Here is a 12546-nt window from a genome sequence, read left to right as displayed (position 1 = left end):
CGGCGACGCCGGTCTCGAAGCCGGACAGGCCCAGGGCGAGCTTCGGGAAGACGATCAGGGCCACGCCGATCATGACGAAGACGTTGCCGTGTTCCGCGGTCAGCGCGCTCGTCCAGTCGGTGATGACGTGTTCGGCGGTGAGGACGTGGTAGAAGCCGACGATCACGACCACGACGTTGAGCGCGAGGTAGATGCCGACCAGGACGACCGCGACACCGATCGCCTCCAGGAAGCCCTTGAGGAAGACCGCGCCGAGCAGGGCCACCAGGAACAGGGTGATCACCAGCTGCTTGCCTTGCAGGAAGTCGGTCAGGTGCGGGTTCTCCACCAGGTGGGTGGAGGCGTCCGCGGCCGACAGGGTGATGGTGATGAGGAAGTCGGTGGCGGCGAAGCCGAGCAGGGTCAGCACGAAGAGTTTGCCCTGCCAGAAGGAGAGCAGTCGCTCCAGCATGGCGATGGAGCCCTCGCCGTGCGGGCTCTCCTCGGCGACGCGCCGGTAGACCGGCAGGGCGCCGGCCAGGGTGACTATGACGAGGACGATGGTCGCGATCGGCGACAGCAGGCCGGCCGCCAGGGCGGCGATACCGGGCTGGTAGCCGAGGGTGGAGAAGTAGTCGACACCGGTCAGGCACATCACCCGCCACCAGCGCTGGCCCTGGTGCGCGGCCTCGGGCTGCGCCTGCTGGCCGCCGTGTCCGGCGCCCTTGCCCATGTCGGACAGCCCCTCCAGCATCCAGGCGCGCAGGCGACTGGGAGGGGGATGTTCGGTCGTGGCCATGGGGTGGGCTCCTGGTGTCCGGCGCGGGGTGTGCGGCGCAGTTCGATTCCGGCCATCACGCGGACGGCGGCACCAGCGTATGCAGAGAGTGACGCGTGGGCCCACGGATCGGTGAGCCCTGGGCGTCAAGCTTGCGTTAAGAATCGCCTGACAGGAGGTGCCGGAGCATCAAGAAAGGGTGGCCCGAAGGCCGAGGGCGGGCGTTCGGCTGTACGGGGGACGTCGGGCGGATGCCGGGCGCCGGACACCGAGCGTTATCCCCTTGGGCATCCCGCACCAGGTCCTGCCCGCGCTCGCGCACGCGTTCGGCGGTTCGGGTACGACCGGACCGGCCACCCCGTGCGCCCAATCGGCCAGCTCGTCGCGGTCCTCGTCCTCGGGCTGCTGCTCCTGGCCGGCCTCGGCGTTCTGCAGTGGTACCTGGCCCGCCGCTTCCGCCGCAACCTCAACCCCGCCGCCCTCGCCGCCACCGTGTGCACCCTGGTCGCCGTCGTCCTCGGCACCCAGCTCCTCTCGGCCTCCGCCGCGCACCTGAAGGTGGCCCGGCACGACGCCTTCGACTCCGTCGTCGCCCTCTCCCGGGCCTGCGCCATCGCCTACGACGCCAACGCCGACGAGAGCCGCTACCTCCTCGACCCGCGGCGCCGCACCCGGTACGCCGACTCCTTCCTCGCCAAGTCCCAGCAGCTGTACGGCATCCGGGGCGCCACGCTGTCGACGTACGACGCCCGGCTCGCGGCCACCTGGAACGACTACCGCGCCGACTCCACCGACCTGCGCTTCACCGGCGAGTTCCGGCGCGAGCTGGACAACATCACCTTTCCCGGGGAGCGGGCCGCGGCCGAGCGGACGGTCGACGCGTACGCCGTCTACGAGCGCGACGACCGGAGGATCCGCGCGCTGCTCGCCGCCGGCAAGGAGCAGCAGGCGGTGGAGTTCTGCATGGGCTGGGAGGCGGGCACGTCCAACGCCCACTTCGGCGCGTGGATGACCGCACTGGACGAGGTGACCGACATCAACCGGGCCCACTTCGACGAGTCGGTGGGCGCGGGGCGGGGCGAGCTGACCGGCCGACTGCCCTGGACGTGCGGGTTGTCGGTGCTCGCGGTGGCGCTGACCGGGCTGGGGCTCCGGCCCCGGCTGGCGCAGTTCCGCTGACCGGCACAGGGCACCGGGACTCCCCGGGGCGCGCGAACCGCTACGCGTCGGCCAGCCGGGCCTCCTCGAGGTCCAGCGACCGCTGGAGCCGTCTGCGGGTCGTGTCGCTGATCGTGTGCTCGTCGTACAGCCGCCGCAGCTCCGCCGCCTCCACCGCTATCAGGTCGCGCCGCAGCTGCCGGTAGACCAGGTCGGCCGACTCGACGGTGCGGTCCGACAGGCGGTCGCGGGCGTCGTCGAGGCGGGCGTGGAGCCCGCGCCGGAGCCGGTCGAGGACCACGTCCGGTACGGCCTCCAGCTCGGACAGCTCCTCCAGGCGCCGGATGCCCGCGTCGGCCAGCCGGCAGCGGGCGGCGGCCTCCTCCCGTTCGGTGTGGTCGGGCTCCAGAGCGATGCCGGAGCGGCGCACCACCGAGGCCAGGGTGAAGCCCTGCACGACCAGGGTGACGACCACGACCGACGTGGTGAGGACGAGCACCAGCGGGCGTTCGGTCAGCGTCGAGCCGTCCTTCGCCACCACCGGGATCGACAGCGCGGCCGCCAGCGGCACCACGCCCCGGGTGCCGGCCCAGGTCAGCACCACCGGCAGCCGCCAGTTCGGCCGCTGTATGCCGCCCTTGCGCTGCACCACCGCCGACAGCGGCGCCAGCCACAGCAGCCGCACCGCGATCAGCGTGCCGGCCACCGCCAGCGCGTAGAGCGGCCAGGCCTTGTCCCCGTCGGAAAGCGCGCGTACCTGGGCGGGCAGCGCGAGCCCTATCAGGCTGAAGACCACGCTCTCCAGCAGGAAGACCACCGTGCCGTAGACGGCGTGCAGCTGGAGCCTTATGCGGGCGTTGGTGAGCCGGTCGCCGCGGCCGCCCAGGACCACGCCCGCCACGACCACCGAGGTGACCCCCGAGGTATGGGCGGCCTCCGCGAGGACATACGCCGCGTACGGCGTGACCAGGGAGATCACCGTCTCCAGGACCGGGTCCTCGGTGCGCCGCCTGATCACCGTGACGACGGCGGCGACCAGCGCGCCGATCAGCGTGCCGCCGCCCGCCAGCAGCAGGAACTCACCGCCCGCCGCCCCCCAGTTCGCCGCCGCCGAGGCCACCGCGACGCTCACCGCGACCCGGTAGAGGACCAGGGAGGTCGCGTCGTTGAAGAGGCTCTCCGCCTGGACCAGCATCTGCACCTTCGGCGGCAGGGCCAGCCGGCGGCCGAGCGCGGTCACCGCGACCGGGTCGGTGCTGGCCAGGATCGCGCCGAGGACCAGCGCCATCTGCCAGGACAGCGGGGTGACCATGGAGGCGACGGCACCCACGGCCGCGGCCGAGGCCAGCACCAGGCCGACCGCGAGCACGCTGACCGGTTTCCACACCGCGCGCAGCTCGCGCCAGGAGAGTTCCTCGGCGCTGGCGTAGAGCAGCGGCGGGAGGACGACGAGGCCGATGACGTCCGGACTGATCTGGATCGTCGGGGTGCCCGGCAGCAGGGCCACCGCGAGGCCCGCGACCACGAGGAGGGAGGGGGCGGGAATCCGCCATCTGCGGGCGAAGGTCGCCACCATGGTGGCCAGTACCACGAGTGCGAGAACCGTACCCACGCCGCGCATGCCGTCCCCCTGGGGCCTTGTCAGGAGCCACTGTGACTCCCGGCCGACCAGACTTCCCGGCACACCGCCTTCACCCTATCCGGCCGAGGGCCGTCAAGACAGTGTCAACGTCCTCGTCAGCGGCGCCAGAGACGCGTCAAGAGGACGGACCCGGTACCTCGCGGCGCGCTTCTCTTTGAGGTGATGAACGACGTACCGCGCGGACGACTGAAGGTCTACCTCGGGGCCGCCCCAGGGGTCGGCAAGACCTACCGCATGCTCGACGAGGCACGGCGCCGCGCGTCCCGGGGCGCGGACGTGGTGGTGGGGTATGCGGAGTGCCACGGGCGCCCCCGCACCGAGGCCATGATCGACGGCCTGGAGGTCGTGGCGCGGCTGCGCTGCGCCTACCGGGGCGGTCAGTTCGAGGAGATGGACGTCGCGGCCGTGCTGGCACGCGGCCCGAAGGTGGCGATCGTCGACGAGTTCGCCCACACCAACATCCCGGGCGGAGGCCGGCACCCCAAGCGCTGGCAGGACATCGAGGCCCTGCTCGCGGCCGGCATAGACGTGATCACCGCCGTCAACATCCAGCACCTCGAATCACTCAAGGACGTCGTCGAGAAGATCACCGGGGTGCCGCAGCACGAGACGGTCCCCGACGAGGTGGTCCGCAGGGCGGAGCAGATCGAGGTCGTGGACATCCCGCCCGAGGGCCTGCGCCGCCGGATGGCGCACGGCAACATCTACGCCCCCGAGAAGATCGACGCGGCCCTCGCCAACTACTTCCGCCCCGGCAACCTCACCGCGCTGCGCCAGCTGGCCCTGCTCTGGGTCGCCGACCGGGTCGACGAGGCGCTCCAGTCGTACCGCGCCGAGCACGCCATCGGCGGGGTGTGGGAGACCCGGGAGCGGGTGGTGGTCGCCCTGACCGGCGGCCCGGAGGGCGACACGCTGGTACGACGGGCCGCCCGCATCGCCGACCGGTCCGCGGGCGGCGACCTGCTCGCCGTGCACGTGGCCCGCAGCGACGGCCTGGCCGCGGGCGTCTCGCACGCCTCGCTGGCCCGGCAGCGCAGGCTGGTCGAGGACCTCGGCGGCAGCTACCACTCCGTCGTCGGCGACGACGTGGCCACCGCGCTGGTCGAGTTCGCGCGCGCCGAGAACGCCACCCAGCTCGTCCTCGGTACCAGCCGCCGGGGCCGCCTGGAACGATTCCTCACCGGACCGGGGACGGGCGAGACCGTCACCGCCCTCTCCGGCGACATCGACGTCCACCGGGTCACCCACGAACGCGCCGGCCGCGGCACCCTGCTGCCCTCCCGCCGCCGCACCCTCTCCACCGGCCGCCTGATCGCCGGACCGGTCGCGGGGCTGGTGCTCCCGGTCCTGCTCACCGTCGCCCTCGCCCAGGTGCGCGGCACCGTCAACCTGACCAGCGAGGCCCTGCTGTTCCTGCTCGCGGTGGTCGGCGTGGCCTGCATAGGCGGGGTGACCTCCGCGGTGATCGCCTCCGTCACCGCGTCCCTGCTGCTCAACTACTGGTTCATACCGCCCATCGGCCAGTTCACCCTCGACGATCCCAACGCCCTGCTCGCGCTCGGGGTCTTCGCGGTCGTGGCGGCCGTCGTCGCCGCGGTCGTCGACCGCTCGCTGCGGCTGTCGAGACGCGCGGCGCGGGCCACCGCCGAGGCGGAGACCATGTCGTCGCTGGCCGGCAGCATCGTGCGCGGCGGCCAGACCATCCCGGCGCTGCTGGAACGCACCCGCGAGACCTTCGGCATGGACTCCGCCGAACTCGTCGACGAACCGCCGGACGGCGCCGACGCCACCGCCGTGCCCGCGGGCCCCGGCAACTACCTGGTGCTGCGCGGCCGTACGCCCTCCTCCTCCGAGCGACGGGTCCTCGCCCCGTTCGCCGCGCACGTCGGTTCGGCGGTCGAACGGGCCCGGCTCGCCCAGGCCGCAGCCGAGGTCGAACCCGTACGCGCCGCCGACCGGATGCGCACCGCGCTGCTGCGGGCCGTCGGCCACGACCTGCGCACCCCGCTCGCGGCCGGCTGGGCGGCGGTCACCTCGCTGCGCAGCCGGGAGGTGGAGTTCACCCCGGAGGACCGCGACGAACTCCTCGCCACCGCCGAGGAGTCCATGGCCCGGCTCAGCCGCCTCGTCGACAACCTCCTCGACCTCAGCCGGCTGGAGGCCGGCGTCCTCACCCTCAACCTGCGGGCCACGGCCCTGGAGGAGGTGCTCCCGACGGCCCTGGCGGACACTCCGGCGGTCGAGGTGCACGGCCGGCTGGAGTACATGCCCCCGCTGCTGGCCGACCCGCCGTTGCTGGAGCGCGTGATAGCCAACCTGGTCGGCAACGCGGCCCGCTACAGCCCGCCCGGCAAGCGGGTGCTGGTGACGGCGAGCGCGCTGGCGGGGCGGGCCGAACTCCGGATCATCGACCGGGGCCCCGGCCTGCCGGCCGACGGCCGCGACCGCCTCTTCGAGCCCTTCCAGCGGCTCGGCGACACCGACAACACCACCGGCCTCGGACTCGGTCTCGCCCTCGCCCGGGGGCTCACCGAGGCGATGGACGGAACCCTGACCCCCGAGGACACCCCGGGCGGCGGACTGACCATGGTCGTCTCGCTGCCCCTGGCCGATCGGACCCGACCCTTCCGGACGCCGCAGCGCGTAGGAGGTACCCCATGAGCAGCACGCACGCCGGCCTCGGAGCGGGCTTCGTACGGCGGCCCGTCGTGGCCCTGCCGACGCGGGACCGGGCGGCCCTCGCCGCAGGTCTCGTCGCCCCCTTCCTGGTCTCCTTCCTCCTCGTCCCCCTCCGGACCCACCTGTCCCACACCAATGCGGCGCTGATCCTCGTCGTGGTGGTCGTCGCGGTGGCCGCGCTGGGCAGCCGCCTCGCCGGAGTGGTGGCGGCGCTCTCGGCGGCGGCCTGGTTCGACTTCTTCCTCACCCGGCCCTACGAGACCTTCGACATCAGCGCCGGCGCCGACATCGGGACGGCCGTGCTGCTGCTCGTCGTCGGCCTGATCGTCGCCCAGCTCGCGGCCCACGCCCGCAAGCTGGAGATCATCACGGTGACCGACGAGGGCTACCTCGCCCGGATCCACACCACCGCGGACCTGGTCCGGTCCGCCAAGTCCGCCGACACCGTCGTCGACCACGTCCGCGGCGAACTGACCGCGCTGCTCGGGCTGTCCGGCTGCCGCTTCGAGTACGGCACCCTGCTGGGACAGCCGGCCCGGCTGGGCAAGGACGGCGGGATCACCGTCGGACGCCGGGCCTGGGACCTGGAGCGGAGCGGCTGGCCGGAGGGCGAGACCGAGCTGCGCGCGTACGGCAACGGGCACTACCTCGGCCGGTTCATGCTCACCCCGGGACCCGGGCCGGTGCCCCCGCTGCAGGCCCGCCTGGTCGCGGTGACGCTGGCCGACCAGACCGGGGCCGCGCTGGACACGGCGGGACCGGTGGGCGCGGGCTGACCGGTGGGCGCGAGCCGAGGCGGACCGACGTGCGCGCGTGCCGAGGCGGACCGTTGTTGACATGTTCTTGACGGATATTTGAACGGAGCCCGGCGCCCGGCCGGAACCGCCGCCGCGGCTGGTTCCGTTCTGGCTGATGTGACGTCAACCCTCCCCGTACCAGCGGCATCCGGAGAGAGAGCCGGGCACATGGTGATCTGCGGCGACGACGGCCTCGCACACCGGCTCGCCGTCGAACTGGACGCCGTGTGCGGCGAGGCCGTCACCGTGGTCCTGCCGTCCGCCGACGACGAGCACGGCGCCCGGGTCGCCGCCCTGCACCGCGACCCGGCGTCCGCCGTCCAGCTGCACATCTCGGCCCGCCCGGACGAGGCCACCCTGCGCGCGGCCGGCGTGGCACGGGCCGCCGCGCTCGCCCTGACCTACCGCGACGACCAGGTCAACGTCACCGCGGCCCTGCTCGCCCGCGCGGTCAACCCCTCCGTCCGGCTGGTCGTGCGGATGTTCAACCGGGAGCGCGGCAGCCATCTGGAACGGCTCCTCGACCGGGCGGCGGGCCTGTGCGACGCCCCGGCGCCGGACACCTCCACCACCGTGCTCTCCGACGCCGACACCGCCGTACCCGAACTGGTCGCGGCAGCCGCCGTGGGCCACGGCCACACCCTGGAGGTCGAGGGCAAGGTCTTCCGCGGTGTCGTACGGCCCGCGGGCACCCCGACGCACCTCACCGACCTCGCCACCCTCGCCGTGCTCTCCGGCGCCCACGAGGACGACCCGGCCAGCCAGGACAGTGCGGAGACGCCCGGTGAGGACGGCACCCTGCTGCTGCCGGACGACCGGACGGCCTACCACCGGCAGTTCACGCACGGGCGGCTGATGCTGGAGGAGGTCGTCCACCTCGACACGGCCGAACCGGCCCGCCGCGCCTGGCGGCTGCGGCCGGTGCGCTGGGCCCGGGCCCGGTTCGCCCATCTGCCGTGGCGGGTCCTGCTCTCCCGGCAACTGGCCGCCGTCTACGGCTCGTTGGCCGCCGTGGTGGTCGCCCTGTCCACCGCCACCGCGCTCTTCGCGGACGAGCACCCCTGGTGGAAGAACGTCTATCTGCCCCTGCTGGACATCTTCACGATGGGGGATCCGGCGACCGAGGAGTCGCCCGCCCGCCGCATCCTGCAGCTCCTCGCCGGCTTTGTCGGGCTCGCCGTGCTGCCGCTCGTGGTCGCCGCGACCATGAACGCCACCGAGGCCTTCCGCACCGCCTCCGTGAACCACCCGCCCGGCGACGACGTCAGCGGTCACATCGTCCTGGTCGGCCTCGGCATGGTCGGCACCCGGGTGCTGGACCGGCTGCGCACCACCGGCCACCAGGTGGTGGCCATCGAGCGGGACCCACGCGCCAGGGGAGTCGCGCTCGCCCGGGAACTCGGCTTCCCGCTCGTCCTGGAGGACGCGACCGACCCCGGCGTCCTCGAACTCGCCCGGGTCCGGCAGTGCGGTTCGCTGCTCGTCCTCACCCGCGACGACGGCCAGAACCTCGACATCGTCATGGCCGTCCGGGAGGCCAACCCCGAGGTACGGGTGGTCACCCGGCTGTACGACGACGCCTTCGCCGCGACCGTCCAGCGCACGCTGCGCGCGTCCTACCCGGACGCGCTCACCCGGAGCCGGAGCGTTTCGGCGCTGGCCGCGCCGTCGTTCGCGGCGGCCATGATGGGGCGTCATGTGCTGGGCGTGATGCCGGTGGAGCGGGGCTCGCTGCTGTTCACCTGCGTGGACGTGGCCGGGCACCCGGAGCTGGAGGGGCGCTCGGTGCACCAGGCGTTCCGGCGGCGGGAGTGGCGGGTGCTGGCGGTGGGGCCGGTCGGCGGGGGCGCCCCGGGACAGCCGGCCTTCGACTGGCGTCCGGCGCAGGGGCGGGTGCTGGCGGCGGCGGACCGGGTGGTGATGGTGACCACTCGGCGAGGGCTCGACGTGCTGATGACGGGGGTGCGGCAAGGGTGAGGAGTACCTACTCCAGGCCTGACGCCTTGAAGACGCCCAGGGCGTTCTCGCGTTCGATCTCCTCGCTCAGGCGGCTGAGCGCCATCGCGCCGCATGTGAGGGTGCCCGCCGCGGCGGCCTTGCGGGCACCCGCGTCCACGCGCAGCCAGAGGTCGGGGTTGGCGACGAGGACCTGCGGGTCGATTTCCAACCGGGCACCGAAGGCGTCGCGCAGCAGCAGCCGGGGGGAGATGCCGTCGAGGCGGCGGACGGAGACCAGGAGGTCGGTGCGGACCCTGCGGGTGCGCAGCAGCCTGCGCGAAGTGAGCCAGCCGTCGCCGGCGCGGACCCTGGCGGGACAGAGGACGCCGAAGAGGAGCAGGGCGAGGGAGATCCAGAGGGTGCCGCGCCACCAGCCCAGCGTCCCCGACCCCCAGTCGATCAGGAGGAGCAGGGCTAGGAGGGCGCCTGCGCAACGGGCCGATGCGTAGACGTCTTTGGACCAGCGGTGGTCCTCGGAGTGCTGCATGGGGTGACGGTAGGGAGTCGCGGGCGGCGGCGTCAGTAGGTGGAGTATGTCCTTGATGGGACTCTGACGGTCGTGGGTCCCGCTGCGGGCCGGTGGGGGCTGGTCGCGCCCACGCGGCGGTAGCCGCACATCAAATGCGGCCCCGCGCCCCTTTGGGGCGCACTGCAGTCACCCCTGTCAAGAAGTCATCAAAGTCGAACCCTCCCGCGCGAAGAACGCGCAAGAGATTGTCGGACCTGGTCGGGACGGGACAGAACCTATTCGCATCGCGCGCGGTACTCCGCGCGCGAGACATATGTCCCGTTCGCCAAGGAGCACCCGCCCATGCCCGTACTGACCGCCGAACCGGGCGCCGTGCCCGCCGGCGAGGAGCCGCCCGATACCGGGGAACGGCATCGCCTCACCGCCGTCACCGGCCTCGCCGCGCTGTCACTCGACGCGATGGCGTCGGTGGCCTACGGACCGGAGGCCATCGTGCTCGTGCTGGCCGCCGCCGGTGCGCACGGGCTCGGCTACACCCTGCCGGTCACCCTCGCCATCGCGGCCCTTCTCGCGGTGCTCGTCGCCTCGTACCGGCAGGTCATCGCGGCCTTCCCGGACGGGGGAGGGTCCTATGCCGTGGCCCGGGCCCACCTCGGTGCGCGGACCAGCCTGGTCGCCGCCGCCTCCCTGGTGCTCGACTACGTGCTCAACGTCGCCGTCGCCGTCACCGCCGGTGTCGCCGCCCTCACCTCCGCCTTCCCGGCGCTGTACCCGCACCGGCTGTGGCTGTGCCTGGCCGTGCTGGCGCTGGTCACCGGGGTGAACCTGCGGGGCATCGTGGAGTCGGCGAAGGCGTTCATCGTGCCGACGGTCGTGTTCGTCGGGTCGGTCTTCGTGCTGATCGTGGCGGGGCTCCTCCGGTCCTCGCCGGCCAGTACGGCCACCGCCGCCGGGCATGCCTCCGTGCTCGCCGACAACGCCTCCGGTGTCGGCGCCCTGCTCCTGCTGAAAGCTTTCGCCTCCGGCTGTGCCGCCCTCACCGGCGTCGAGGCCATCGCCAACGCCGTGCCCTCCTTCCGGGCGCCCCGGGCGAAGCGGGCCCAGCACGCCGAGGTCGCCCTGGGGGCGGTGCTGGGCGCGATGCTGATCGGGCTCTCGGTGCTGATCTCCCGGTTCCACCTCCAGCCGGTCGAGGGCGTGACCGTCCTCGCCCAGCTCGCCGACGCCTCCCTCGGCCACAACTGGGGCTTCTACGTCATCCAGTTCGCCACCATGATCCTGCTGGCCCTGTCCGCCAACACGTCGTTCGGCGGGCTGCCGGTGCTGCTCGAACTGCTCGCCCGGGACAACTACCTGCCGCACGTCTTCGCGCTGAAGGCCGACCGGCAGGTGCACCGGCACGGTGTGCTCGCCCTGGCCGTCGTCTCGGCCGCGCTGCTGGTGTTCTCCGGCGGCGACACCAACACGCTGGTGCCGTTGTTCGCCATCGGGGTCTTCGTCGGGTTCACCGTGGCCCAGGTGGGGATGGTGCGGCACTGGCGACTGGAGCGCGGGCCCGGCTGGCGGGGCAAGGCGCTGCTCAACGGCTTCGGGGCGGTCCTGACCGGCGTCGCCACCGTCGTCGTCACCGCCGGCAAGTTCGCCGAGGGCGCCTGGCTCGTCGTGCTGATGCTGCCGCTGCTCGTCGGCGCCTTCGTCGCCGTCCACCGCGCCTACGGGCGGATCGGGGACCGGCTCGGGCTCGGGCGGATCCCGGAGGCTCCGCACCGCGAGCGCTCGGTCGTGATCGTGCCGGTGTCGTCCCTGACCCGGCTCACCTCCCAGGCGCTCTCCGCGGCCGCCTCCCTCGGCGACGAGGTCCGGGCCGTCACCGTCTGCCATCCCGACCCCGAGGACCGGGCCCGGCTGCATGCCCTGGAACGCGCCTGGGCCGAGTGGGACCCCGGGGTGCCGCTGGTCCGGCTCGCGTGCGAGCGACGCACGCTCGGCCGTCCCGTCGCCGCGTACGTCCGTGAGGTGACCGCGGCCGAGCCGGCCACCCAGGTGACCGTGCTGATCCCGGAGACCGAGCCCGAGCGGCTCTGGCAGCGGCTCCTGCAGAACCAGCGGGGTGCCGTCGTGGCGCACGCCGTGCGCCGCGAGACCGACGCGGTGATCTGCCGGCTGCGGTTCCGCCTGGCCTGACGCCTCTGATGCGTCTGCGGCCGGCGTTTCCCCAGTTCAGGAGGTTTCGTCGGCCGAACGGCGGCTTCCGGTCGCGGGTTGGTCGAGCCCGCGTAAGAGTCCCGTCAAAGGCGCGAACGCCGCCGTAAGGGACCCGTCAACGGGGGCCGAATCCGGCCAGAAAGACGCTTTCCTCTAACAGTCCACGTCCGTTCCGAACCTCATCCAGGAGTTCACGATGGCCGATCTGGCCTTCGTCGTCACCGTGCTCGCAGGCTTCGCGCTGGTGGCCCTCGTCGCCAAGGGGGTGACCAAGCTGTGACCGCCGAGAACATCGTCGGCCTCGTCGTGGCCGTCGCCCTGCTGGGCTATCTCGTCCTCGCCCTGATCTTCCCGGAGAGGTTCTGAGACAAGACATGGGTCCCGTAACCGCCGCCGTGCTCCAGCTCGTCGCGCTCATAGGCGCGCTGGCGCTCGCCTACATTCCCCTCGGCAACTACATGGCCAGGGTCTACTCCTCCGACAAGCACCTGCGTGTCGAGAGGTGGATCTACAAGGGGATCGGCGCCAACCCCGACACCCAGATGACCTGGCCCGCGTATCTGCGCGGCGTCCTCGCCTTCTCGGCCGTCAGCGTCCTGTTCCTCTACCTCCTCCAGCGGATCCAGGGCATCCTGCCCGGCTCGCTGAACTTCTCCTCGGTCAACCCGGCGCAGTCGTTCAACACGGCCGTCTCGTTCGTGACCAACACGAACTGGCAGTCGTACTACGGCGAGCAGACCATGGGGCACGTCGTGCAGACCGCCGGCCTGGCCGTGCAGAACTTCGTCTCCGCGGCCGTCGGTATCGCCGTCGCCGTGGCGCTGGTGCGTGGTTTCGCTCG

9 protein-coding genes and 1 pseudogene are annotated in these 12546 nt (G+C 72.7%); 7 read left to right on the top strand and 3 right to left on the bottom strand.

The genetic code is table 11. The features are described from left to right. A pseudogene (locus ABZ887_RS49970) lies at positions 1-778 on the bottom strand (amino acid transporter); the annotation flags it as partial. A gap of 339 nt (positions 779-1117) precedes the next feature. Here ABZ887_RS49970 and ABZ887_RS49965 point away from each other — a divergent pair. Continuing rightward, the gene (locus tag ABZ887_RS49965; protein WP_361306195.1) at positions 1118-1936 is read left to right on the top strand and encodes a hypothetical protein; all 819 of its coding nucleotides are present in this window, start codon (positions 1118-1120) and stop codon (positions 1934-1936) included. Positions 1937-1976: 40 nt separating this feature from the next. Here ABZ887_RS49965 and ABZ887_RS49960 read toward each other — a convergent pair whose 3' ends face one another. Further along, positions 1977-3536: a Na+/H+ antiporter gene (locus ABZ887_RS49960; protein ID WP_361306193.1), complete on the bottom strand. Its 1560-nt coding sequence runs from the start codon at positions 3534-3536 to the stop codon at positions 1977-1979. A gap of 183 nt (positions 3537-3719) precedes the next feature. Here ABZ887_RS49960 and ABZ887_RS49955 point away from each other — a divergent pair, with 183 nt between their 5' ends. From ABZ887_RS49955 to ABZ887_RS49945, 3 genes are all read left to right on the top strand, one after another. Beyond that, on the top strand, positions 3720-6218 hold the full coding sequence (locus tag ABZ887_RS49955; RefSeq protein ID WP_361306191.1) for an ATP-binding protein: 2499 nt from the start codon (positions 3720-3722) through the stop codon (positions 6216-6218). Beyond that, entirely contained in the window at positions 6215-7012 is a 798-nt protein-coding gene (locus tag ABZ887_RS49950) for a DUF4118 domain-containing protein (RefSeq protein WP_361306189.1), read from the top strand. The genes ABZ887_RS49955 and ABZ887_RS49950 overlap by 4 nt, the downstream gene beginning before the upstream one ends. 189 nt (positions 7013-7201) lie before the next feature. Next, positions 7202-9010 carry an NAD(P)-binding protein gene (locus ABZ887_RS49945; RefSeq protein WP_361306187.1) on the top strand — a complete coding sequence of 603 codons (1809 nt, stop codon included), beginning with the start codon at positions 7202-7204 and terminating at the stop codon, positions 9008-9010. Between the two features lie 7 nt (positions 9011-9017). Here ABZ887_RS49945 and ABZ887_RS49940 read toward each other — a convergent pair whose 3' ends face one another. Then, entirely contained in the window at positions 9018-9518 is a 501-nt protein-coding gene (locus ABZ887_RS49940; protein ID WP_361306185.1) for a hypothetical protein, read from the bottom strand. A gap of 324 nt (positions 9519-9842) precedes the next feature. Between ABZ887_RS49940 and ABZ887_RS49935 the strand changes: the two genes are divergently transcribed. From ABZ887_RS49935 to ABZ887_RS49925, 3 genes are all read left to right on the top strand, one after another. Then, a complete protein-coding gene (locus ABZ887_RS49935) occupies positions 9843-11684 on the top strand; it encodes an APC family permease (protein WP_361306183.1) in 1842 nt (613 codons plus the stop codon). Positions 11685-11981: 297 nt separating this feature from the next. Beyond that, on the top strand, positions 11982-12071 hold the full coding sequence (kdpF, locus tag ABZ887_RS49930) for a K(+)-transporting ATPase subunit F (protein WP_016434100.1): 90 nt from the start codon (positions 11982-11984) through the stop codon (positions 12069-12071). An 8-nt stretch (positions 12072-12079) separates the two neighbouring features. Continuing rightward, a partial coding sequence (locus ABZ887_RS49925; RefSeq protein ID WP_361306181.1) for a potassium-transporting ATPase subunit KdpA occupies positions 12080-12546 on the top strand: 467 nt, incomplete at its 3' end.

Origin of the sequence: Streptomyces sp. NPDC047061 (assembly GCF_040643955.1) — a bacterium.
In the GTDB taxonomy this organism is placed as follows: domain Bacteria; phylum Actinomycetota; class Actinomycetes; order Streptomycetales; family Streptomycetaceae; genus Streptomyces.
The sequence above is the reverse complement of the archived record's forward strand: the minus strand, read 5'-3'. Positions and strand labels throughout refer to the sequence as shown.